This is a genomic window from Blastococcus sp. SYSU DS0753, from assembly GCF_054051175.1.
Genome location: NZ_JBJHAT010000014.1, coordinates 1 through 23,013, shown reverse-complemented (window position 1 = coordinate 23,013; position 23,013 = coordinate 1). Strand labels below are relative to the sequence as shown.

General features: G+C 74.5%; 20 protein-coding genes and 2 tRNA genes. 12 read left to right on the top strand and 10 right to left on the bottom strand.

Annotated features, from left to right (window positions below; all coding sequences use genetic code 11):
- Positions 1–19: 19 nt before the first annotated feature.
- Positions 20–865, top strand: a complete 846-nt coding sequence (locus ACI799_RS12310; protein WP_456613163.1) for a hypothetical protein — start codon at positions 20–22, stop codon at positions 863–865.
- Positions 866–881: 16 nt separating this feature from the next.
- Here the strand turns inward: ACI799_RS12310 and ACI799_RS12305 are convergent, their stop codons facing one another.
- The 4 genes from ACI799_RS12305 to ACI799_RS12290 all read right to left on the bottom strand — a co-directional run bounded on the left by ACI799_RS12305 (position 882) and on the right by ACI799_RS12290 (position 3,206).
- Positions 882–1,064, bottom strand: coding sequence for a hypothetical protein (locus ACI799_RS12305; protein WP_456613162.1), 183 nt, complete (start codon positions 1,062–1,064; stop codon positions 882–884).
- A 181-nt stretch (positions 1,065–1,245) separates the two neighbouring features.
- Positions 1,246–2,295, bottom strand: a complete 1,050-nt coding sequence (locus ACI799_RS12300) for a PHP domain-containing protein (RefSeq protein WP_456613214.1) — start codon at positions 2,293–2,295, stop codon at positions 1,246–1,248.
- A complete protein-coding gene (locus ACI799_RS12295) occupies positions 2,292–2,864 on the bottom strand; it encodes a DoxX family protein (RefSeq protein WP_456588395.1) in 573 nt (190 codons plus the stop codon). The genes ACI799_RS12300 and ACI799_RS12295 overlap by 4 nt, the downstream gene beginning before the upstream one ends.
- A 159-nt stretch (positions 2,865–3,023) precedes the next feature.
- A complete protein-coding gene (locus ACI799_RS12290; RefSeq protein WP_456588396.1) occupies positions 3,024–3,206 on the bottom strand; it encodes a hypothetical protein in 183 nt (60 codons plus the stop codon).
- 103 nt (positions 3,207–3,309) lie between these two features.
- Between ACI799_RS12290 and ACI799_RS12285 the strand changes: the two genes are divergently transcribed.
- On the top strand, positions 3,310–3,642 hold the full coding sequence (locus ACI799_RS12285) for a hypothetical protein (protein WP_456599801.1): 333 nt from the start codon (positions 3,310–3,312) through the stop codon (positions 3,640–3,642).
- Between the two features lie 9 nt (positions 3,643–3,651).
- Here the strand turns inward: ACI799_RS12285 and ACI799_RS12280 are convergent, their stop codons facing one another.
- From ACI799_RS12280 to ACI799_RS12265, 4 genes are all read right to left on the bottom strand, one after another.
- Positions 3,652–4,314, bottom strand: coding sequence for a potassium channel family protein (locus ACI799_RS12280; RefSeq protein ID WP_456588398.1), 663 nt, complete (start codon positions 4,312–4,314; stop codon positions 3,652–3,654).
- Positions 4,307–5,677, bottom strand: coding sequence for a TrkH family potassium uptake protein (locus tag ACI799_RS12275; protein ID WP_456588399.1), 1,371 nt, complete (start codon positions 5,675–5,677; stop codon positions 4,307–4,309). Before ACI799_RS12275 ends, ACI799_RS12280 begins: the two co-directional genes overlap by 8 nt.
- Before the next feature lie 107 nt (positions 5,678–5,784).
- Positions 5,785–6,303, bottom strand: a complete 519-nt coding sequence (locus ACI799_RS12270) for a phosphatase PAP2 family protein (protein ID WP_456599800.1) — start codon at positions 6,301–6,303, stop codon at positions 5,785–5,787.
- Positions 6,304–6,422: 119 nt separating this feature from the next.
- Entirely contained in the window at positions 6,423–6,953 is a 531-nt protein-coding gene (locus tag ACI799_RS12265; RefSeq protein WP_456613161.1) for a CGNR zinc finger domain-containing protein, read from the bottom strand.
- Between the two features lie 103 nt (positions 6,954–7,056).
- Here ACI799_RS12265 and ACI799_RS12260 point away from each other — a divergent pair, with 103 nt between their 5' ends.
- From ACI799_RS12260 to ACI799_RS12250, 3 genes are all read left to right on the top strand, one after another.
- Positions 7,057–8,256, top strand: a complete 1,200-nt coding sequence (locus tag ACI799_RS12260) for an MFS transporter (protein ID WP_456588402.1) — start codon at positions 7,057–7,059, stop codon at positions 8,254–8,256.
- A gap of 160 nt (positions 8,257–8,416) precedes the next feature.
- Positions 8,417–8,505: transfer RNA gene (locus tag ACI799_RS12255), tRNA-Ser, on the top strand.
- A 20-nt stretch (positions 8,506–8,525) separates the two neighbouring features.
- Positions 8,526–8,598, top strand: a tRNA-Arg gene (locus tag ACI799_RS12250).
- A 293-nt stretch (positions 8,599–8,891) separates the two neighbouring features.
- Here the strand turns inward: ACI799_RS12250 and ACI799_RS12245 are convergent.
- Complete coding sequence (locus ACI799_RS12245) at positions 8,892–10,151, bottom strand: nuclease-related domain-containing protein (protein WP_456613160.1); 1,260 nt, start codon at positions 10,149–10,151, stop codon at positions 8,892–8,894.
- A 394-nt stretch (positions 10,152–10,545) separates the two neighbouring features.
- Here ACI799_RS12245 and ACI799_RS12240 point away from each other — a divergent pair, with 394 nt between their 5' ends.
- Together ACI799_RS12240 and ACI799_RS12235 are read left to right on the top strand one after the other, a co-directional pair.
- A complete protein-coding gene (locus ACI799_RS12240; protein WP_456613159.1) occupies positions 10,546–12,780 on the top strand; it encodes an MMPL family transporter in 2,235 nt (744 codons plus the stop codon).
- Between the two features lie 225 nt (positions 12,781–13,005).
- The gene (locus tag ACI799_RS12235) at positions 13,006–15,654 is read left to right on the top strand and encodes a transglycosylase domain-containing protein (protein WP_456613158.1); all 2,649 of its coding nucleotides are present in this window, start codon (positions 13,006–13,008) and stop codon (positions 15,652–15,654) included.
- 149 nt (positions 15,655–15,803) lie between these two features.
- Here ACI799_RS12235 and ACI799_RS12230 read toward each other — a convergent pair whose 3' ends face one another.
- The gene (locus tag ACI799_RS12230) at positions 15,804–17,084 is read right to left on the bottom strand and encodes an alpha-hydroxy-acid oxidizing protein (protein ID WP_456613157.1); all 1,281 of its coding nucleotides are present in this window, start codon (positions 17,082–17,084) and stop codon (positions 15,804–15,806) included.
- Positions 17,085–17,404: 320 nt separating this feature from the next.
- On the opposite strand from ACI799_RS12230, the gene ACI799_RS12225 reads away from it, so the two are divergent.
- From ACI799_RS12225 to ACI799_RS12205, 5 genes are all read left to right on the top strand, one after another.
- Positions 17,405–18,568: a hypothetical protein gene (locus tag ACI799_RS12225; protein WP_456613156.1), complete on the top strand. Its 1,164-nt coding sequence runs from the start codon at positions 17,405–17,407 to the stop codon at positions 18,566–18,568.
- A gap of 40 nt (positions 18,569–18,608) precedes the next feature.
- Positions 18,609–19,109, top strand: a complete 501-nt coding sequence (locus tag ACI799_RS12220; RefSeq protein ID WP_456613155.1) for a MarR family winged helix-turn-helix transcriptional regulator — start codon at positions 18,609–18,611, stop codon at positions 19,107–19,109.
- Between the two features lie 98 nt (positions 19,110–19,207).
- The gene (locus ACI799_RS12215) at positions 19,208–20,758 is read left to right on the top strand and encodes an acetolactate synthase large subunit (RefSeq protein WP_456613154.1); all 1,551 of its coding nucleotides are present in this window, start codon (positions 19,208–19,210) and stop codon (positions 20,756–20,758) included.
- A gap of 124 nt (positions 20,759–20,882) precedes the next feature.
- Entirely contained in the window at positions 20,883–21,872 is a 990-nt protein-coding gene (locus tag ACI799_RS12210; protein WP_456613153.1) for a tripartite tricarboxylate transporter substrate binding protein, read from the top strand.
- A gap of 42 nt (positions 21,873–21,914) precedes the next feature.
- Complete coding sequence (locus ACI799_RS12205; RefSeq protein WP_456613152.1) at positions 21,915–22,919, top strand: tripartite tricarboxylate transporter substrate binding protein; 1,005 nt, start codon at positions 21,915–21,917, stop codon at positions 22,917–22,919.
- The last annotated feature ends 94 nt before the right edge of the window (positions 22,920–23,013 follow it).

The window sequence follows — 23,013 nt, the reverse complement described above, 5'->3', positions numbered from 1 at the left end:
GCCTGCCGATGATCACCGTGTGTGGTGGGCGTGGATCATCGGCGGACTGGTCGTCTGGATGGCGATCGCCGCCGTGCTCGGCGTCGTCATCGGCCGGACGATCCGGCACGCGGACGAGCGCGCGGCCGCCTCCTGGGTGGAGCCGGCTCGCGCACCGCAGCCCGCCGCCGCGCGCACCCGTCGCCGTGCCGTCCCGCTGCCCCCGGTGGGCGTCGGGCTGGCCGCCGCCGCGTTGGCGCTCATGGCCAGCGGCTTCCTGCTGCGCCTGACCGGGGCCACCGGCACCGCTGCCCGCGCCCTCTCCATGGACGCGCCCTTCTCCCTGCCCCGTCTCTTCGTGGCGGGGCTGTTCGCCGTCGCCGCCCTCGCCGCCGTCGCCGGCGCCGCCCGCAACCCGGGCCGGCGCACCTGGTGGCTGGCCGTCGGGCTGGTCGCGGCCGGCATCGCCTCGGTCAAGGCCGGGGGCACCGTGCACGCCGACACGGTGACCGCCCTGGACGCCGCCGTCGGCCGGCCCGCCGCCATCACCCTGAGCGCCCTCGTCGCCCTGGCCGTCGTCGGGGCGCTGTTCTTCCTCAGCCGCACCGAGCGCCGTGACCGGCGCCGCGTCCTCGGCAGCCTGGCCGGCTACGGCGTCGCCGCGGTCGGGCTCTCCGCCCTCTCCGTCGTCGCCCCCGACTCGCTCCGGGCCACCGCCACCTTCGTCGAGGAGTCCGGCGAGGCGCTGGCCGGGGTGGCGTTCCTGGTCGCCGTCCTCATCGGTGTCGCGCCGCGGCTGGTGCTCCCGGCCGACTGGGCGCTGCGCCGGACGGACGACGCCCACTCCCTGGAGCTCGTGCAGCCGCTGGAGGAGCCCCTCCGCTGAGCCGGGCGCCCGCGCCTCAGAGCGAGGGGCGGACCTGCCCGCAGCGGCAGGCGTAGAGCGACGAGCCGCTGAAGGCGTCCTCGCTGCGCCAGCGGAACCAGTGCACGTGCCGCGCGGAGGGGCGCTTCGGCTCGGGCGCCGGGGCGAGCCGTGTGCCGTCCGGCGCGTGGACCTGCTGGGTGGACACGGGCTGGGCCACCTCCGAGCACCTCCATCCGGATCTGCCGCGCGTTCGCGCGGGCGCCGAGACTGTCCGGGCACCGGTGTACCCACGTTCCCGGGCGGGCGGGCGTCCGCCCGGTGAACGGTGCGCGACAAGACCGACCACACGCGTGGTCGTCACGATACGCATAGGTTCCCTAGCGCGCCGTGGTCACCGATCAGCCGGCGGTCCAGGCCAGCAGGTCCTCGGCGGACCTGGTGTTGATCACCCGCTCCACAGGGACGCCGCACTCGACCGCCCGCTCGCAGCCGTTGTACTGCCAGTCCAGCTGGCCGGGGGCGTGCGCGTCGGTGTCCACGGCGAACTCGCAGCCCAGCTCCACCGCCAGACTCAGCAGCCGCCGCGGTGGGTCCAGCCGCTCGGGGCGGGAGTTGATCTCCACCGCGGTGCCGTGCTCGACGCAGGCGGAGAACACCGCCTCGGCGTCGAACTGGCTCTCCGGCCGCGGCTTCTGCGTCCCGTCGCGTTGCCTCCGGCCGATGACCAGCCGACCGGTGCAGTGACCGAGGACGTCGGTGTGCGGGTTGGCGACGGCGGCGAGCATCCGCTCGGTCATCGCCGAGCGCTCGGCCCGCAGGTCGGAGTGCACGCTCGCGACGACGACGTCCAGGCGGCCCAGCAGCTCCTCGGTCTGGTCCAGCGAGCCGTCGACGTTGATGTCGCACTCGATGCCGGTGAGGATCCGGAAGGGCGCGAGCTCCTCGTTCAGCGCGGCGACGACGTCGAGCTGCTGCTCCAGGCGTTCGGGGGAGAGCCCGTTGGCCACCGTGAGCCGGGGGGAGTGGTCGGTCAGCGCCAGGTACTCGTGGCCCAGCGCGATCGCGGCCTCGGCCATCTCGCGGATCGGGCTGCCGCCGTCGGACCAGTCGGAGTGGGCGTGCAGGTCGCCCTTGAGCGCGGCGCGGAAGGCGGCGACGTCCTCGGTTGCCGGCAGCTCCCCGGCGTAGGTCTCCTCCAGCGCGGCCAGGTACTCGGGCACCTCGCCCCGGTGGGCCTGGGCGACCGCCGTCGCCGTCTTCGGGCCGATGCCCTTGAGGTCCTTCAGCGTGTTGGTGCGGATGCGGCGGTCCAGCTCGGCCTCGTCCAGGCCGTCGACCACCGCCGCGGCGGTGCGGTACGCACCCACGCGGTAGCTGGCCTCGCGGGCGCGCTCCAGGAGGAAGGCGATCCTCCGGAGCGCGGCCGCGGGCGGGAGCGGAGCGCTCAGCGAAGCGCCTTGAGGGCGCCCTTGCCGGTCTTCTTGCCGGCCTTGCGGGAGGCCTTCTTCTGCGCCTTGACGGCGCGCTTGGAGGCCTTCTCGTAGTTCTTCTCGGTCGCGTCGGCGGCCCGCTTCGCCGCCCGCCTGGCGCGGTAGCCCACCGACGGCTTGCCCTCGGTGTCGACGGCGGCCAGCAGCAGCCCGCCGAACAGGCCGGTGTTCTTGAGGAAGTTCGAGAGCTGCCCGAACTTCTCCTTCGGGTCGTCGTGCTCCCAGAACCGGTGCCCGGCCAGCGTCGTCGGGACGACCGACGCCGACAGCGCGATGGCGGTCAGCCGCGGGAACTTGTTCAGGGCGAACAGCGAACCGGCGGCCACCTTGATGGCGGCGTCGACCTTGACCCACTGCTCGACGTCACGGGGCAGCTCCACCGGGAGCTGCTTGTCGGCGGTCTCGGCGATCTTCTCCACCACGGGGGTGGCGCCCGGCACGCGGTCCTGCGGCTGGCGCAGCGTGCTGATCCCCCCGTAGATGAAGGGCGCGGCGAGCAGGGGCCGGGCGATCCGGCGAACGAGCATGGTGACCTCTTTCCTCGATGCCACTGGGCAGTCGCAGCGTGCACTGCCCGGAAGATCCATCCGGCAATCACGCGGCGCAACTCGGGCGTCCCGTCTCCACCTGCCGCGACGTGCCCGGCTACCCCTCGGCCCGGGTCGACCGGGCGTCACCGCAGCGGATCAGTCCCGCGTCCTCCGCCGCATGGCGGCGTCGATCGCGACGCCGACGGCCAGGCCGATGCCCGCGCCGACGCCCGGGTTCTCGAACAGCGACAGCCCGAGCCCCGCGCCCAGGGCCAGCCCCAGGGCCAGGCCGGTGCCCTGCTGCCAGTCCTTCTCCGGGGGCTTCGTCGGCTCCGCCATGGTGCGGACCGTACCGGTGCCCCGGGGTGCACGGGCTGCTCGTCGGCGGCGCGCGGGGACTCTGCGGTGCCGGAAATCCGGATCGCTGCCCTAGGGTCACCTGGTGCCCGTCGCCGCCGCGATCCGCCAGGTCGTCGCCATGCTCGCGGTCGCGGGCCTGACCGCGGCCCTCGCCGGCGGGGTGTGGGCGGTGGTGGCCGACGAGGGGTTCCGCAGCCGCTTCGCGCTCTCGCTGATGGTGGTCGCCGGCCTGCTGGCGCTCGTCGGTGGCACGCTCGCGCCTCGCTTGGCCACCGCCGAGGCGCGCGCCTTCCTCGGCCAGGGGCCGGGCCAGGAGGAGTCCGGCGGCGACGAGCCGCTGACGGCGCTCGGGGTCTTCCTCTTCGTGGCGCTGCCGCTGTTCGCCGTCGGCCTGATCACCTACGGCAGCGGCTGACCCGGGGGTTCACTGGAGGTCGACGAACCGCTCGACGTCCCGCGGCCGGCCGGCGATCACGATCGTCGAGCCGTAGGTGAGCACCGTGTCGACGGCGGCGTGCGTGTAGGCCTCGTCGCCCTCCGGCTTGACCGACACCACGGTGACCCGGTGCCGCCTGCGCAGCCCGGTCTCCCCGAGCGGCACCCCGACGATCTCCCGCGGCGGCTTCGTCTTGGCGAACACCCACTGCGGGTCCAGCTCCACCCAGTCCAGCAGCCGGCCGGAGACCAGGTGCGCGACGCGCTCGCCCATCTCGTGCTCGGGGAACACCACGTGGTGGGCGCCGATCCGCTCCAGGATCTTGCCGTGCTGGCTGCTCAGGGCCTTGGCCCAGATGTCGGCGATCTCCAGCTCGACCAGCAGCGACGTCGTCAGGATGCTGGCCTCCAGGTCGGTGCCGATGGCCACGACCACCCGGCGGAACTCGCCCACACCGAGTTGCCGCAGTGCGTCCAGGTCGGTGCCGTCGGCGACGACCACCTGCCCCAGCTGGCCGGAGAGCCGCTGGACGATCTCCGGCCGGTGGTCGATCGCCAGCACCTCGGTGCCGCCGCCGGCCAGCTCCGTGGCCAGGGCGGTGCCGAACCGGCCCAGCCCGATCACGGCGACCGGGTCCCTGTGACTAGCCAACGATGGTCCTCTCCTCGGGGAGCTGGTAGGGCCGGGCGCGGTCCCGCAGGGCCAGGCCAGAGGCCAGTGTGAGCGGGCCGATCCGGCCGACGAACATGAGCAGGACGACGAGCAGCTGGGCGCCCGGCGGCAGGGCCGCGGTGATGCCCGTGGAGAGGCCGACGGTGGAGAACGCCGAGACGGTCTCGAACAGCACCTGCTCGAAGGAGAAGTCGGTCAGCGCCTCCATCGCGAACGTGGCGACGGTGACCACCCCGATGCCGAGCAGCGCCACCGCCAGCGCCTGCCGCTGGTTCGTCGGGGGCACCCGGCGGCGGCCCACCTCGACGTCGACGTCCCCGCGCAGCTCCGCCCAGAGCACGTAGGCCAGCAACCCGAACGTCGTCACCTTGATCCCGCCGGCGGTGCCGGCGCTGCCCCCGCCGATGAACATCAGCGCGTCGGTGAGCAGCAGCGTCTCCGGCTGCAGCGCGGCGATGTCGAGGTTGTTGAACCCCGCCGTGCGCGGCATCACCCCGGCGACGAAGGCCGCCATGACGGTGTCGCCGAACCCGAGCGGACCGAGCGTCCGGGGGTTCCGCCACTCGGCGAGCAGGTAGCCGGCCGTGCCGACGACGAGCAGCGCGGCCGTGACGATCACCGTGATCCGGGTGAGCACCGACCAGGTCCGCGGCCGGCGCCATGACCGGACCAGCTCGAACACGACCGGGAAGCCCAAGCCGCCGACGATGACCGCCGCCGCGATCGTCAGGCTCACCCAGGGGTCGCCGACGTAGCGCACCAGGCTGTCCGCGTGGAGTCCGAAGCCGGCGTTGTTGAATGCCGAGATCGCGTGGAACACCCCGCTGTACAGAGCTGCGGGGGCCGGCTGGTCGTAGCCGAGGGCGAACCGGGTGGTCAGCACCGCCGCCGCCACCGCCTCGCAGGCGAGGCTGAACAGCACGACCCGGACGATCACCCGGCGCACGTCGGCCGCCGACAACGACTTGGTCTCGGCCTGCGCGATCAGGCGTGCGCGGAGACCCAGCCGCCGGGAGAGCAGCAGCGCGACCAGGCTGGCCAGGGTCATGATCCCCAGCCCACCCGCCTGGATGAGCCCCAGGATGACGGCCTGCCCGAAGCCGGACCAGTAGGTGCCGGTGTCCACGGTCACCAGCCCGGTGACGCAGACGGCGGAGGTCGCGTGGAAGAGCGCGGTGAGGAGGTCGGCGCGGCCGGGCCCCGGCGTCGCCAGCGGCAGCGACAGCAGCGCGGTGCCCACGGCGATCGCGAGCAGGAACGCTCCGGCGATGACCCGCCCCGGGTGCCGGAAGCCCCGGGCGATGGCCCGCTGGGGCACCGGTGCGCGGTAGCCCTGCGTCACCGCGGTCCTCCCGTCAGCGCCTCCGACGGTCGGTGGGCGAGCCACCTTCGCACACCGCCCGTGGGCTTCTCACGCAGCCGGTCCGGCGGGTCATCCGGCCCGGCCGCTCAGCGCCGGACGCGCCGGCCGGCCGCGGCGACCGCGCCGCCCACCGCGAGCCCGGCCAGCACGTCCCCGGGGTAGTGCACGCCGACGTGCACCCGCGAGTAGCCGATGGCCAGCGCCAGCGGGGCGAGCCCGGCTCCGGCCGCGGGTGCTTCCAGGGCCAGCCCGGTGACGAAGGCAGCGGCCGAGCCCGAGTGCCCGCTGGGGAAGGACAGGCTCCCCGGTTCGCGGCGCAGCCGGCGTTCGGTGCGAAGGTTCGCCAGATCCGGGCGCACCCGGCCGAACGCCGGCTTGAGGACGGCGTTGACCACCGCGCTGGTGACCAGCATCGACCCCACCCCGCGGAGGGCGCCGCGCCGCAGCCGGCCGGGGCGGCCGCCCAGCGCGAGCGCGAGCAGCAGCCACAGCTTTCCGTGGTCGGCCGCGGCCGAGAGGTGGCGCAGCCAGCGGTCGGCCGGGGTGGTCGGGAACCCGCCGATCCAGGCGTGCAGCCGCGCGTCGACGTCGCGGGGGATGGGCACGCCCGGACGCTAGCCGCCGCGTCGATGATCAGCCCACCTGATCGTTCCGGGTCCTGGCTCGGTGTCGATGGTGAGCCAGGACCCCGAATGACCAGGTCACCTGATCATTCGGGGCGGGGTCAGGACCTCCGGCGGGCCCGGTAGGCGGCCACGGTCGAGCGGCTGGCGCAGGTGTTGGAGCAGTAGCGGCGGCTGGCGTTGCGCGAGGTGTCGACGTAGACGTCGTCGCAGCCCTCGGCCGAGCACACGCCCAGGCGCTGCCAGCCGTGCTGCACCACCACCTGCGACAGGCCCATCGCGACCGTCGTCGTCAGCTGCTCGAGGGCCGGGGCGTCGGGGCGGGCGTAGTGCAGGTGCAGGTCGCCGTCGTGGTCGGTGGCGTAGGGACGGGGCCGGGCCAGCGCCAGCAGCTCGTTGAGCCGGGCGAGGACGTCGGGCTGCGACTCGGCCAGCGCGACGGCGCGCACCAGCTGCGCCGTGGCGGCGGCCTTCTGGGCGTCGGCCGGCGTGAGGTCCAGCGAGGTGCCGGGCGTGAACCACTCGTCGTGGGCCGCCAGGAAGCGCGCCATCCCGTCCTCGGGCGCCAGGTCGGCGTTGGCCAGGGCGATGGCCAGCTCGACCGCGGTCGACCCGTAGGTGTCGTAGTCCAATTGACTCCCTACTCATCTGTCCCTAGTCTCGGGACTGCGTAGGCGGTCAACGCTCTTTGACCGCCTACTCTTCCTTCCCCTGCAGTGCGAAACGAGTGCAAGCGTGCGTGCCTACCTCGCCGTCTGGCGGCTTCCCTCCGCCAAGGTGCTCCTCCTCGCCGGCTTCGCCGGCCGTCTGCCGTCGTCCATGGTGCCGCTCGCGCTGCTGCTCATGGTGCAGCAGCAGACCGGTTCCTACGCGATCGCCGGCCTGGCCGCGGCCACCCTCGGCATCGCGTCGGCCGTGATGGCGCCGGTCCTCGGCCGCCTCGCCGACCGGAAGGGACCCCGCCGCATCCTGCTCGCGCAGTCGGCGCTCTACCCGCTGCTGCTCGCCCTGCTGGTGGCGGTGACCCTCGGCGGCGCGCCGGACACCGCCGTCGTGGCCGCCTCCGCCCTGGCCGGCGCCAGCACGCCGCTGGTCTCCGGCACCGTCCGCGCCCTGTGGTCGCGCACCGACCCGCGCGTCCGCTCCACCGCCTACGCCCTCGACGCCACGGCCACCGAGCTGGTGTTCGTCGTCGGCCCGACGCTGGTCGCCGCGCTGGCGGTGCTGGCCGCGCCGGCGTGGGCCGTGGGGCTCGCCGGCGCGCTGGCCGTCGTCGGCGCGCTCGGCGTCGCCCGTGCCGCCCGGTCGTGGGTGCCCGCGGCGGCGCCCACCGCCGGCCTCTTCAGCACCGTGCTCGCCCCCGGCATGCCCCGGGTGCTGCTCAGCGGATCGGCCGTGATGCTGGGGTTCGGGGCGCTGGAGGTCGCGATCCCGGCGTTCGCCGGCTCCACGGGCTCCCCGGGCCTCTCGGGGGTCCTGCTGGCGGTCTGGTCGCTGGGATCGGTCGCCGGTGGCCTGTGGTTCGGGGCGCGGGTGATGAGTGCGTCGCTGCCCCGGCAGTACCGCTGGCTGCTCTTCGGCGTCACGATCGGCCTCGCGCCGCTGGCCTGGGTGTCCAGCCCGTGGGCGCTGGGCGTGCTGCTGTTCCTCGGGGGGACGGCGATCGCGCCGACCCTGACGGTGCAGAACTCGCTGGTCGGCTCGCTCGCGCCGGTGCACGCCACCACCGAGGCGTTCACCTGGCTCTCCACGATCACCGTCGGCGCCTCGGCCATCGGCGCGGCCCTGGGTGGTGCGCTGATCGAGACGTCGTCCGGGGTGCCGGGGGCGCTCCTGCTGGCCTGCGCCGGGGCGGCCGCCGCCGTCGTCGTCACCCTCGTGCCCGGCCGCAGCCCGCTGGCCCCCACCCGCTCGCGGGAGACGGTCGCCGCCTGACTGCTGCGTCGAGTGCGACGAACTCGTGGTGCTCGCGGCCTGGTGGCCACGAGCTCGTCGCACTCGTCCGTGCGGCCTGGCGCGGCACCCCCCGGGAGACCCGGGCCCGGCGGCGCTGGTAGTCTCTCTCCTCGGTGGTTACGAGGTGACTCGAGCCCCGGGAGGCTTCGCCTAGTCCGGTCTATGGCGCCGCACTGCTAATGCGGTTTGGGTTAATCCCCATCCCGGGTTCAAATCCCGGAGCCTCCGCGCACGACAACTGAACACAGGCACCCGTAGCTCAACGGATAGAGCATCTGACTACGGATCAGAAGGTTAGGGGTTCGAATCCCTTCGGGTGCACGTCTGGTTGAGACACCGATCTGCCGCGCAGCCCCGACGGGGGCGGCGCGGCAGATTCGTTTCCGGGCCGGAATCGGGGGACGGATGTGGCCTGCTTCCCGTCCGCCCCTGTTGAGCCAGTACTCCCGCCGCCCCAGCTCGGCCCGCTCCTTCGCCTCCGGGGAGGTGAGCCACGCGTGGCGAGGGCGTTCTGGTGCAGCCGCTCCCGCTCCATCGACTCGTTGAGGCGGCGGTTGCCGCGCCACAGCGCCCAGCCCAGGACCCCCACTAGTACGCCCAGCCCACGACCCCCATTAGTACCTGTGCCCCAGCGCCCGAGCCGTGCGCCGGCGCTGCGCCTCCTTACGGGCCTCCGGGGAGTCCAGATAGTTGCGGTACCGCTCCGCAGCCATCTCCTGCTCCGCCTCGCGCCGCAACGCGGCGTACCGCTGCCTGGCCCCCACGGTCTTGTCGTACACCGACGCCGCCGTGCCGACCAGCACGAAGAAACCCACCGTGCCCAGGAGGGTGGTCTGGTCCGGGAAGATGAGGCTCCCGACGTACAGCACGAGGACGGTGACCGCGGCCAGCGCCAGCCGCCCGGGGATGGAGCGGAGCCGCCTGCGGCTCTGTCGGCGACGCTGCACGGCCTGGGACGGCGGGGCCACCGCCCGCCCCTCCTGCCTGGCCCGTCGCACCCCGTGGGGTAGCTCGGAGTCCGGCAGCACCCCGTACCAGACGGTGCGGAAGGTTTCCCGCTCACCCCTGAAGGACCGCTTGCCGACGTAGAAGGCCAGCTTGTGCAGCTCGTCGCGCAGCTCCCTGGTGTGCTCCTTGTAGTGCTGCACGACCTCGTCGCCCTTGAGGGACTCGATGGGCACCCCGCAGGGGCAGTTGTGGCTCTGCAGCTCCGCCTTCAGCTCTGCGTACCGCGCCTCGTTGCCCTGCCGCCACTCCTGCCCCGCCTGCTCCTCGCGGGACCGCTTTGCGGCCGCCTCGGGGGCGGTGAGGAAGCCCTCCGCGCGGAGCGTGGCCTCGTCCACCGACAGTCCCAGCATTCGGAGGAACGCCGTCGCGGTGTCGATGGTCACGTCGTGGTTGCAGTCACCCACGTCCACCGGCGAGGCGAGGTTGGCGAGGTTCTCCATCATGACGACCTTGCCGTCGCCCAGCTTGACCTCGTAGCCAGCGGTCCAGAAGCCCTCTCCTGCCACCGCCACCCCGAAGTGGATGAACGGCAGCGACGGCACCCGTGCGTCCACGGCGGCGGCCTTGAGGAGCTGCGCGGCCTGGCGGGCCTGGACGTACGGGTTCTTGTCGCCGGCGAAGTCGGCCGGCTCCCCGCCGATCGTCCACGGCCCGTTGAGCGCCGGGATGAGGTGGCCCTTCATCTGGGTGGCCTTGCCCTCGATGACCGTGATGCGGTGCGGGGTGATGGCGATGCCGTCCAGCTCCCGGGTGCGGCCGCCCTGGGACACGAACGGGCACAGGATGAGGAGTCCCTGCGACCCCGCCAGAGTCGGCCCGAACTGCCCCTCGGTGCGGCTCGGCTTGTTGGCCTCGACGATGTGCACTGATGCCCTCCTGTGCGCTCGCTGGACAGGGCTGGTCCGTGGTTGGGGGACAGGCCTCCGGAGGAAGCGGCCCGCCGTCGGCGGAACCGGTCAGTCCACCCGTCGGCACGTGAAAGACGCAGGTGAAGGCGCTGTCGTGCGGTGCGGCGCGGTTCTCCCCCGTCCGGGTGAGGGCACGGGGCGGACCCTGGCCGGGCCTCGATCAAGATCAGGGACGGGCTCAGGGGTTTCCCTGATGTTCGGTCCTGCCTCCTCCGGAAGTCTCTCCGCCGACGAGCCGCGCCCCGACGGTCGGGCCGCCCCGACCCCCGCCCGACCAGCTGGCGGGATGGGCGCGCGCGCTCGTGACCAGCAGGTCGGCCTGCGGACACCCGCACTCGGACAGGAGACGACGATGGATGGATCCCGCAACCTCGCGGGACGGGTCGGACGCTGGAGCGCCCGGCACCGGAAGACGGCGGTATTCGGCTGGCTGGCCTTCGTGGTGGCCGCCGTCGCCCTCGGCTCGTTCGTGCCGCAGGCCCAGCTGACCTCGGCCGAGCAGACCCTCGGCGAGCCCGCCCGGGCCCAGCAGATCCTCACCGACCACGGCTGGGAGGAGCCGGCCGCGGAGATGGTCCTGGTGCAGCGCGAAGCCGACGTCCCCGAGGCCGCGGGCACCGCCGCGCTCACCGACCTCGTCGACGGGCTGCGAGGCACCCCCGAGGTCACGAACCTGGTCAGCCCGCTCGACGGCGCTCCGCTGGTCTCCGCCGACGGCCGCTCCGCCCTGGTCACCTTCGACCTCGCCGGCGACCCGGACGACGCCGCCGAGCGGATCGCCCCCGTGCAGGCCGCGGTCGCCGCGGTGGCTGCCGAGCACGACGACGTGCGCGTCGAGCAGTTCGGCGGCACCAGTGCCGACCTCGCGCTGAACGAGACCCTGGACGCCGACTTCCAGCGCGCCGAGCTGCTCTCCATCCCGATCACGCTGGCGGTGCTGCTGCTGACCTTCGGGGCGCTGGTCGCCGCCCTCCTCCCGCTGGTGTTCGCGCTGACCGCGTTCGTCGGCGCCCTCGGGCTGCTCAGCCTCACCAGCCAGATCTGGCACGTCGACCAGACCGCGCAGATCGTCATGCTGCTGATCGGCCTGGCCGTCGGCGTGGACTACTCGCTCTTCTACCTCAAGCGGGAGCGCGAGGAGCGGGCCAAGGGCGCCGGCCCGGTGAACGCCCTCGACATCGCCGCCGCGACCTCCGGGCACTCGGTGCTCATCTCCGGCATCACCGTCATGGTCGCGATGGCCGGCATGTTCCTCACCGGCTTCTCGGTCTTCACCGGCGTCGCCTCCGCCACCATCCTGGTCGTCGCCTGCTCGGTGCTCGGCTCGCTCACCGTGCTGCCGGCGATGATGGCGTGGCTCGGTGACCGGGTGGAGAAGGGCCGGCTGCCGTTCCTGCGCCGGCGCGCCGCCGACCGGCCCGGCCGCTTCTGGCCCGTCGTCCTCGGGGCGGTGCTCCGCCGGCCGCTGGTCGCCGCCGTCGTCGCCGGTGGTGTCCTCGTCGGGCTGGCCGTCCCGGCGGCGTCGATGGACCTCCGTGCCGAGGGCGTCCAGGACCTGCCGCAGGACCTCGCGGTGATCCAGACCTACAACCGGATCACCGAGGCGTTCCCCGGCGGACCCTCACCGGCCGAGGTGGTCATCGAGGCGCCCGACGTCGCCGCCCCGCAGGTGCAGGCCGCGATCGCCGAGCTGCGCGAGCGCGCCCTGGCCAGCGGGGAGATGAACGAGCCGATCGCCGTCGAGACCAACGAGGCCGGCACGGTCGCCGTCGTAGGGGTGCCGCTCACCGGCGACGGCGAGGAGCAGGCCTCCCGCGACGCCCTCGCGACCCTCGCCGACGAGATCGTGCCCGAGACCGTCGGCGCGCTGGACGGCGTGACCGCGGTCGTCAGCGGCGGCACGGCCTACTCGGTGGCCTTCGACGAGCTCATGGCCGAGCGCACCCCGTGGGTGTTCGGCTTCGTCCTGGTGCTGGCCTTCCTCCTGCTGCTGGTCTCGTTCCGCTCGGTGACCGTCGCGATCACCGCGATCGTGCTCAACCTGCTGAGCGTGGCCGCTGCCTACGGCGTGATGGTGCTCGTCTTCGAGGAGGGCATCGGCGCCGCTCTCATCGACCTCGACCGGACCGGGGCGATCGTGAACTGGATCCCGCTGTTCCTGTTCGTCATCCTCTTCGGCCTGTCGATGGACTACCACGTGTTCATCCTCAGCCGGATCCGCGAGGCCCGGGACCGGGGGCTCGCCACCCGGGACGCCGTCGCCCAGGGCATCACGTCCTCGGCCGGGGTCGTCACCAGCGCCGCGGTGATCATGGTGTTCGTCTTCCTGACCTTCGTGACGCTGTCGATGACGAGCATGAAGCAGATCGGGCTGGGCCTGGCGGTGGCGGTGCTGCTGGACGCCACCGTGGTCCGGGCGCTGCTGCTGCCCGCGGTGATGCAGCTGCTCGGCGAGCGCAACTGGTACCTGCCGCGGTGGCTGGGGTGGCTGCCGACCGTCCGGCACGAGCCGGCCGGCGAGCTGCCGGCCGTGGTGCCGGTCCCGCGGCCGGCGCCTGCGGCGCCGCTGGTGCCGGCGGGGGACTGACCGCGTTCGCTCCCCGCTCTGGGGGTCGAGCACGCGCTCCGGGGGTCCTGCAGGGCCCGCAGATCGCGAACTCGGCCCCCAGAGCTGCGTTCGGGGCGGAGGCGGCTCTTTGCGATTGTGTGACAGATCGGTCCGCCGGCTGGCACTTCGCACCTCGCGGGGTACCGAGGAACACGGGTCCGCTCCGCGTGGGCGCCGCCGTTGTCGCCTGTGCCGAGGAGTTCCGTGTCGCCCCGTCCCGTCTCCGGAGGTCTGCCCCTGCCCGGGGTCGAGGAAGCGCCCGCCCGGCGCCCTCGCCGGTGGCGCGCGCTGCTGGGCCTGGCGATGGCGGTCGTGCTGGCCGGTGCGCTGCTCGCCGGCTTCGCCCTGCCGCTCGTGGGCGGCGCCACTCTCGCCACCCGCGCCGGCACCGACCTGATGCGCCCCGTCGACGACGAACTGCTGGACCGCACCCCGGCCGGCAACACCCGCATGCTCGCCGCGGACGGGTCCCTCATCGCCGAGTTCTACCGGCGCAACCGCACGGTGGTGCCCTCCGAGGCGATCGCCCCGGTGATGAAGGACGCGCTCGTCGCGATCGAGGACAGCCGGTTCTTCGACCACAGTGGCGTCGACGGCAAGGGGCTCGCCCGTGCGCTGGTCCGCAACATCTCCGCCGGCGAGGTGGTCGAGGGCGGCTCGACGCTGACCCAGCAGCTGGTCAAGCAGATCCGCCTGCAGTCGGCCACCGACCCCGACAGCCGGCAGGCCGCCACCGACGAGAGCGTGGCCCGCAAGCTCCGGGAGGCCCAACTGGCCCTCGCCCTGGAGCAGGACTACACCAAGGACGAGATCCTCACCCGGTACCTCAACCGGGTCTACTTCGGCGCCGGTGCCTACGGGGTCGCCGCCGCGGCCGAGACCTACTTCGGCGTGGCGCCGGACGCACTGACCCTCGCCCAGGCGGCCACGCTCGCCGGCCTGGTGCAGAGCCCCGCGCAGTACGACCCGTTCGTGGCCCCCGACCGGGCCACCCAGCGCCGCGACGTCGTCCTCGCGCGCATGGCGGAGCTCGGGATGGCTGATCCCGCCGCGGTCGAGGAGGCCCGGAGCGAACCGGTGGTCCCCACGCCCGGCGAGGGGCCACCGCGGGGCTGCCAGGAGGCCCGGATCGGCGGCTTCTTCTGCGACTACGCCATGAGCTACCTGACCGGCACGCTCGGGCTCGACGAGGAGGCGATCGAGACCGGGGGGCTCACCATCGAGACGACGCTGGACCCCGCCGTGCAGCAGGCCGGGGACGCCGCCGTCCTGGCGACCCTGGCGCCCGACGACCCGCGCGCGGGCATCTACACGGCCGTGGAGCCGGGCACCGGCCGGGTGCTGGCGATGTCGGTCAACCGGACCTACGGCGCCGACGAGGGCGACCCCACCCAGACGATGGTCAACCTCAACGTCGCGGCCGGGCAGGGCACCGGGTCGACGTACAAGGTCTTCACCGCCGCCGCCGCGCTCGAGCAGGGTCTCGGCCTGGAGCACCGCATCACCACCTCCGACCTCTACGAGTCGACGGTCTACCGGGACGGCGACGGCCCCTACGACGTCGAGAACGCCGGCCGCTACCGGGCGACGCTGGACATGGAGCAGGCGCTCTACATGTCCTCCAACACCTACTTCCTCGCGTTGTCCGACCAGCTCGGCAGCGTGGAGGCGCCGGTGCGCATGGCCCAGCGCCTGGGCCTGCGCTCCCTCGACCCCGTCGCCGACCAGATCGTCGCCGAGAACCGCGGGTCGTTCACCTTCGGCGCCGAGGCCACCAGCCCGCTGGACCTGGCGAACGCCTACGCCACGCTGGCCGCGAGCGGTACCCGCTGCGAGCCGATGCCGGTGCAGCGCGTGCTCGACCGCTCCGGGGAGCCGGTGCTGGGCGAGGACGGGCAGCCGCTCGGTGGCCCGCGCTGCGAGGAGGTCGTCGCCCCCGGGCTGGCGAACACGCTGAACCAGGCGCTGCGCAAGGACGTCGAGCCGGGCCACCCCGGGCAGACCGGCCGCCGCGCGTACGTGCCGGGCCACCAGATCGCCGGCAAGACCGGGACGACGCAGGACAACTTCTCCATCGCGTTCGTCGGCTACACGCCCCAGGTCTCGGCCAGCGTGATGGTCTACAACCCGGTGGAGAACCAGGACGTCGGCGGCTTCGGCGGCGGCAAGGGTGCCCAGATCTGGCACGACGCCATGCAGCCGGTCCTGAGCACCCGGGAGCCGGTGCCCTTCCCGCCGGCCGACCCGCAGTTCGTGGAGGGGACCCGGGCCGGGGTGCCCGCCGGCTGCCCCGGCCGGTCCGCCGCCGGCTGCCGCCAGCTGCTCGCCGCCCGGGACCTCGGTGCCTCGTTCGTCCGCGTCAGCAGCGCGCTCCGCCCGGGCACCGTCGTCGGCGTCGACCCCGCGCCGGGCACGCTCCTCCAGCGCGGTGACACGGTGACGGTGCTGGTCAGCAACGGCGCCCGCTGGAACCCGCCGCGCCCCACGCCGACCCCGGCGCCGCGGCCCGCGCCCGAGCCGTCCCCGGCCCCCGCTCCGCCGCCGCCACCCGCGCCCAGCCCGGAGCCGCCGCCTCCGCCGCCGAGCCCGGAGCCGCCGCCTCCGCCGCCGAGCCCGGAGCCGCCGCCTCCGCCGCCGAGCCCGGAGCCGCCGCCTCCGCCGCCTCCGCCGCCGACGGAGCCCGACCCGCCGACGACGCCGGAGCCGCCGCCCCCGCCGCCGACGAGGCCGGAGCCACCGCCTCCGCCGCCGACCGAGCCCGACCCGCCGACGGAGCCGGAGACGCCGACGGAGCCGCCCGCGGAGCCGCCGACCCCGGAGACGGCGGACCCGCCGCCGGACGCGGTGCAGTAGGAGTGGGGGCGGGGGGCCGGTCCTGACGGTCTGGCCGCGTTGGTCGGTCTACCCAGCAGTGGGTAGCCACTGTTTCCCGGCTGCCCCCGCCCGGTTCCCACTGTGACCCAGGCCACAGGCGGCGTCAACCCGCGGCGCCGGAGCGTCCGTCAGCCGACGCGGCGCAGGACCTCCGGCGTCAGCTGGTCGACGGCGGTGTGCCCGGTCAGCCCCAGCGTCAGGTCGAACTCGCCGACGACGTCCTCGACGACCTGCCGCACACCCGCCTCGCCGGCCAGCGCGAGACCCCAGGCGAACGGCCGGCCCAGCAGCACCGCGCGGGCACCCAGGGCGACGGCGGTGAAGACGTCGGCGCCGCTGCGGATGCCGCTGTCGAGCAGCACCGGCGCCCGGTCGCCCACGGCCGCGACGACGTCGGGCAGCGCGTCGAGCGCGGCGATCGACCGGTCGACCTGGCGCCCGCCGTGCGTGCTCACGACCACGCCGTCCATGCCCTCGTCCAGCGCGCGCCGCGCGTCGTCGGGGTGCAGCACGCCCTTGAGCAGGATCGGCAGCTTCGTGCGGGAGCGCAGCCAGGCCAGGTCGGCCCAGCTGATCGACGGCCGCGAGTAGATGGCCAGGAAGGTCTCCACGGCCGCGCGGGGCAGCGGTGAGCGCAGGTTGTCGCGGAACGACCCGGGCCAGGCCCGCGCCATCGTCACCAGCGCCTTGACCGCCGCCGGGGTGGGCCGGGGCTGTGGTTCGCGGGGGCCGGCGGCCGCGGCGCGCTCCTCGACCAGGCGGCGGAACACCGGGTCGGAGGTGTACTGCGCGATGCCCTTGCCCAGGGCGAACGGCAGGTGCCCGAGGTCGAGGTCGCGCGGGCGCCAGCCGAGCATCGTCGTGTCGAGGGTGACCACCAGGGCCTCGCAACCGGCGGTCTCCGCCCGGTGGACCAGGCTCTCCACGAGCTCGTCGGACGTCGACCAGTACAGCTGGAACCACCGCGGCGACCCGCCCATCGCGGCCGCGCACTCCTCCATCGACCGCGAGCCCTGGTTGGAGAAGACCATCGGCACGCCGGTGGCGGCGGCGGCGCGGGCGACGGCCAGGTCGGCCTCCGGGTGCACCAGCTCCAGTGCGCCCACCGGGCCGAGCAGCAGCGGGGCGGGGAGCCGGCGCCCGAACAGCTCCACCGAGGTGTCGCGGACGCTCGCGTCGCGCAGCACCCGCGGCACCACGGCCCACCGGTCGAACGCTGCCCGGTTGGCCCGCTGGGTCACCTCGTCGCCCGCTCCGCCCGCGACGTAGGCGTAGGCGCGGGCGTCCAGGACCCGCTTGGCGCGCTCCTGCAGCCGCCGGACGCCGACCGGCACCCGCGGGGAGCGGCCGTACACCCCGGCCCGGTACACCTCGTTCTGCCGCCGTCGGCCCGCACCCGCTTCGTCCACGCGGTCACCGTAGTGACCATGCTCATGGCGGCAGGAGGAGGGGCGCGGTCGCGCCGGGGCTCGTTGCCTGGTCCGCACCCGGTCCTGGCCGACCGGAGGCCCGGGGCGCGTGGTGGCGGGCGCCGGGGTGGCGAAGTCCCGTGGGTGAGGAGCGGGGGATCCGGGTAGTGCGCGTGCTCGCCGGGGATGACGAACGGGCGTCCGGCGGTTCCCCCGAACGGGTGGACGGCGGGTCGATCCAGACACGCCGCACGACACGCCCGACACGCGCGTAACGGGCTAGCAACGAAGCGTCACTTCCGTCATCATCTGGAACTCGAGTGCATCGCAAAGGGGAGAGCGGGCTGAACGGCAGCTTCGAGCGGATCACCGGGCAGACGCGGACGACGTCGGCCCGGGTGGTCCGCGGCGCCCTCCCCGCCGGTGTCGTGACCGGCCTCCTCGTCGTCCTGCTCGGCCTCGCCGTCTCCACGGCTGCCCCCGCGCAGGCGCTCGACGACCCCACCCGGCCCGACGCCCGCGTCACCCACGGCCCCAGCTGCCACCCGGGCGGGATCGTGGTGGAGGTCGTCGCCGGCACCGCTCCCTACAGTGTGCGCCTGGCCACCACCCGGACGCCGTCCGGTGAGGACGAGGCCACGCTCGCGCCCCTGGGCAGCGTGGTGCTGCGCACCGACGACGTCGCCCCCGGCGAGACGATCGACCCGCGGCTGGAGTTCACCGCGCGCGACGGGTCGGGCCGGACCTACGTCGACGAGCTGGCGGACTACACGCTCACCCGGCCCACGGTCGAGGACTGCCAGGTCGCCCTGTCTCCGCCGCCGCCCCCACCGGCGCCGCCGACGGCCACGGTCGAGCCGTCCGAACCGGCGCCCACGACCAGCGGCGCCCCGACCACCGGCGGCCCGACCACGGGATCCACCCTCCCGGGGACCACCGCGCCGCGGACCCCCGGCACCACGACGACGCCCGGTTCCCCGCCGAGCACGGGCACCCCGACGGGCTCCGGGACCACGACCACGGGCACCCCGACGCGCACCTCCGGCGACGTCGGGGCGTTCGCGGCGGGCGGACCGGGCGGCGGCCTCCCCCAGGTCCAGCCCGGTGGCACGGTGGTGCTGCGCGGCGCCGGCTTCAACCCCGGGGAGCAGGTGAGCATCGTGTTCCACGGCGGCGAGACCGTGCTGGCCACGGCGACCGCGAACCTCGCCGGCGAGGTCCGCGTCGACGTGCGCATCCCCGAGGGCGCCGCGGCGGGCCCCGCCACCCTCGACCTGGTGGGCGCCGACTCCGCGGTGCGGACCGGCGTCGCCCTGCAGGTCGCCGCCGCCGTGGAGGAGGCCGCGCCCGCCCGGGGCGTGGTGTCGCTGGCCTCCCTGGCGGTCGCAGCGGTGGCGCTCGTGGCCACCGCCGGCGGGCTGGTCTCGGTCGCCGGGCGCCAGCACGCCGGGCGGCGCGCCGTGGGCTCGATCTCCGCCGTCTGAGTTCGGTTTCACCGGCGCGTGATCCGGGGAGTCTGAGCGGGTGCCACGGTCCGAGGACGCGCTCGCGCGCGGTGTCCCCCGGGATGCTGCCGCTCTTCCCGGAGTCGCTCCCCGCCCCGCCGAGACCTGGTTGCGCATCGTGCAGGTGCACGACCGCATCACCCGGCGGGTCGACTCGGCGCTCCACCGCCACCACGACCTCTCCCTCACCGGCTTCGAGGCGTTGCGCCGCATCGCCGAGTCGCCGGGGGAGCGGGCCTCCATGGGGGAGGTGGCCGAAGCGGTCGGCCTCTCCCGGCCCGGGGTCACCAGCACCATCAACCGGCTGGTCGCCCAGGGACTGGTCATCCGCGAACGGGTGGAGGCCGACAAGCGGCTGCTGCACGCCCGGCTGACCACCGCGGGGCGGGAACGGGTGGCCGCGGCCCGCACCACGCACGACGAGCTCGTCGCGCACCTGCTGAGCCTGCTGGGTGACGACGCCGCCGTCGTCACCGATGCCCTCGCACGGGTCTCGGCCGCCACCCGCACCCGCCGCTGACCCGTCCGTCCGGACGCTGCCGGCCCGCGTACGGTGCCCCCTATGGGTGCCCAGCGTGATCCAGCCCACGTCCGCACCGGCCGCGCGGGGGTGGTGGCGTGAACGGCGCCCGCGCCCTCATCCGCACGCTCGTGGACGGCGGGGTCGACGTCTGCTTCGCCAACCCGGGCACCTCGGAGATGCACTTCGTCGCCGCGCTCGACGCCGTTCCCGGGATGCGGGGCGTGCTCTGCCTGTTCGAGGGCGTGGCCACCGGGGCCGCGGACGGCTACGGCCGGATGGCCGACCGGCCGGCCGGCGTCCTGCTGCACCTCGGCCCGGGTCTCGCCAACGGGCTGGCCAACCTGCACAACGCCCGCCGCGCGGCGACGCCGATGGTCACCGTCGTCGGCGACCACGCCGGGTACCACAAGGAGTACGACTCCCCGCTGGAGTCGGACATCGACGCGCTCGCCGGCACGGTGTCGGCGTGGATGCGCCGCTCCGGCCGGGCGGCGGACGTCGGAGCCGATGCGGCGGAGGCGATCGCCGCCGCCCGCACGGCCCCCGGCGGGATCGCGACGCTCGTCCTGCCCGCCGACGTCTCCTGGTCCGAGGGCGCTGAGCCCGCCGCGACCCCCGAGCCGGGCAGGCCGCGGGCGGTGCCGGACGACGTCGTCACCCGGCTCGCGGGGCTGCTGACCTCCGGTGAGCCCTGCGCGGTCCTCGTGGGCGGAGCGGCGACGCGGGCACCGGGGCTGCGGGCGGCGAGCCGGGTCGCCCGTGCGACCGGCGCCCGGCTGCACTGCGAGACCTTCCCGGCCAGGCTGGAGCGCGGGGCGGGCCTGCCGCCGGTCGAGCGCCTGCCCCGGGCCGGGCAGCAGGTCGCCCAGCGGCTGGCCGGCGTCCGGCACCTCGTGCTCGCCGGCGCCCGGCCGCCGGTGGAGTTCTTCGCCTACCCCGACCGGCCCAGCAGCCTGGTCCCCGAGGGGTGCCAGGTGCACGTGCTCGCCGAGGGCGCGGACGACGTGGTCGACGCCCTGGCCCGGCTCGCCGACCTCGTCGGCCCGGCGGAGGAGCCGGAGGAGCAGCCCCTGGAGCGGCCCGACCTCCCCACCGGCGCGCTGACCCCCGACACAGTGGGCGCGGTGCTCGGCGCCCTCCTGCCGGAGGGGGCGATCGTCGTCGACGAGGGGGTGACGTCGAGCCGGCAGATGCCGGTGCCGACCACCGGGGCACCGCGCCACGACTGGCTCACCCTCACCGGCGGCGCGATCGGGCAGGGGCTCCCGGTCGCCACGGGTGCGGCGATCGCCCGCCCCGGGCAGCGCGTCGTCTGCCTGGAGGGCGACGGCAGTGCCATGTACACCATCTCGGCGCTGTGGACGCAGGCCCGGGAGTCGCTCGACGTGACGACGGTCGTGTTCAGCAACCGCTCCTACCGGATCCTCGAGGGGGAGCTGCGCAACGTGGGGGCGGAGGCCTCCGGGCCGCGGTCGAGGGACCTGCTGGAGCTGGCCCGGCCGGACCTCGACTTCGTCGCGCTGGCCGCCGGGATGGGCGTGCCCGGCGGCCGGGCGACGACCGCGGAGGAGTTCGCCGCGCAGTTCCGCCGGGCGATCACCGAGCCCGGACCGTACCTGATCGACGTCGTCCTCCCGGTGCCCTGACCGAGTCCGGATCGTTGTCTTTTCGGGGCGCTGGCCACCCACCCCTGTGCTTGTATCCAGGTGATCCGGACCACCGCCAGGCGTGTCCGGCGGAGCGATCAACGGCGATCGTTGGGGGAGAGACATGCGCATCTCGTCAGGCATCGCGGCCGTCGCGCTGGTCGGACTCGTCGCCGCGTGCGGCGGGGACGACGGCGGCTCCGGCACCACCGGCGAGGACGGCGGTGGCGCGGCGTCCTACCCGACCGAGTCGATCCGGATGCTGGTGCCGTACGGCGCCGGCGGGCCCACCGACCTGACCACCCGCACCGTCGGGGCCTGCCTCGAGGAGGAACTGGGGCAGGCCGTGGTGGTCGAGAACCTGCCGGGCGGCTCCGGCGCGCTGGCCACGACCGAGCTCATCGCCGCCGAGCCCGACGGGCACACCCTCTCGCTGGTGACCGCGGGCACCATGGTGCTGACCCCGCTGGCCAACGAGGTGGGCTACACCAAGGACGACATCGCGCCGGTGGGGGTCATGGCCGAGGTGCCGTCGGTCCTCGCGGTCGGGCAGAACTCGCCGTACGCCTCCGCGGAGGACTTCTTCGCCGCGGTCGAGGCCCAGCCCGGCACGGTCACCGTGGGCACGCCGGGCGCCTCGACCCCCCAGGCCATCGAGCTGCAGCGGCTGGCCGACGAGCACGGGGTGCAGGTCACCGCCGTCCCCTTCAACGGCAACGCCGAGATGACCACCGCCCTCCTCGGCGGCAACGTGGACGCCGTGCTGATCAACGCCTCGATCGACGTGGTCGAGAACATCGAGTCGGGCGACTTCGTCCCGCTCGTCGCCTCGCCCGAGGAGCGGCTCTCCTGGCTGCCCGACACCCCCACCTTCGCCGAGCTCGGCTACGACGGCCTGACCCTCTCCGGCTCGACCTTCGGCCTGGCCGGCCCGGCCGGGCTCCCGGACGACGTCGTCTCGACGCTCGAGGAGACCCTGCAGACCTGCCTGGAGAAGCCGGAGGTGCAGGAGCGGATCGGCGAGCAGTACGTCGCGGAGGAGTTCGCCGGCGCCGAGGAGCTCGCCGAGGTCCTCGACCGGACCCAGGAGGTCTACGAGCCGATCCTCGGCTGACCCGATCCCCGCACGACCCACCCCCGACCACCGGAGGAACCCATGCGCCGTACCCGCTCGACCTGGCCCGCGCTGATCGCCGCGTCCGTGCTCACCCTCGCCGCCTGTGGTGGTGACGACGGGGGCGACACCGGCGGAGGGGGCGGTGGCGGCGACGCCGCCGCGTCGGACTACCCGACGGAGAACATCACCCTGATCGTCCCCTACGCCGCCGGAGGCCCGACCGACCTCGCCGGGCGCACCATCGGCAGCTGCATCGAGGAGGAGCTGGGCCAGACCGTCGTCGTGGAGAACCGCGAGGGCGCCTCCGGCTCCGTCGGGATGCAGGCGATGCTCGCCGGTGGGAACGACGGGCACACGCTGTCGCTGATCGCGGTGCCGGCCTCGGCCACCAACCCGCTGCAGCAGGACGTCGGCTACACCAACGACGACTACGTCCCGATCGCCGCCGTCACCGAGATCCCCTCGGCGCTCGTCGTGGGGCCGGACTCCCAGTTCTCCACCGCCGAGGAGTTCTTCAGCTACGCCGAGGAGAACCCCGGCGAGCTCAACGTCGGCGTCCCCGGGACGACGACGTCGCAGGCGATGGAGCTGCGGCGGCTCGCGGAGGAGTACGGCGTCGAGGTCACCGCGGTGCCGTTCACCGGCAACGCGGAGATGACCACGGCGATCCGCGGCGGCAACGTCGACGCCGTCTTCATCAACTCCTCGCAGGACGTCCTGGAGAACATCGACGCGGGCGACTTCGTCCCGCTGGCGGTCAGCCCGCCCGAGCCGGTCGACTACATCGACGCGCCCACGCTGGCCGAGTCCGGGTACCCGGAGCTCACCAACAGCGTGTCGGTCTTCGGCCTGGCCGCCCCGGCGGGCGTCCCGGACGACGTGGTCTCGACCCTCGAGGAGACGGTCGACACGTGCCTGCAGAAGGACCAGGTGCGTGAGCAGCTCGGCGAGCAGTACGTGCCCGACGAGTTCATCGGCAGCGACGCCTTCTCCCAGCGGATCGACGAGATCGTCGAGGCCTACGGGCCGATCCTGCAGGAGTGAGCCATCCTGTCGGGGGGGGGGGGGGGGGGCCCGGCCCCCCCCCCCCCCCCCCCCCCCCCCCCCCCCCCCCCCCCCCCCCCCCCCCCACCCACTA

Bases quoted from the DNA above. Each gene is read 5' to 3' on its own strand.
- ACI799_RS12295 (WP_456588395.1), bottom strand. From the start codon at position 2,864: ATGCTCGTTCGCCGGATCGCCCGGCCCCTGCTCGCCGCGCCCTTCATC.
- ACI799_RS12290 (WP_456588396.1), bottom strand. From the start codon at position 3,206: ATGGCGGAGCCGACGAAGCCCCCGGAGAAGGACTGGCAGCAGGGCACC.
- ACI799_RS12240 (WP_456613159.1), top strand. From the start codon at position 10,546: ATGGATGGATCCCGCAACCTCGCGGGACGGGTCGGACGCTGGAGCGCC.
- ACI799_RS12210 (WP_456613153.1), top strand. From the start codon at position 20,883: ATGCGCATCTCGTCAGGCATCGCGGCCGTCGCGCTGGTCGGACTCGTC.
- ACI799_RS12205 (WP_456613152.1), top strand. From the start codon at position 21,915: ATGCGCCGTACCCGCTCGACCTGGCCCGCGCTGATCGCCGCGTCCGTG.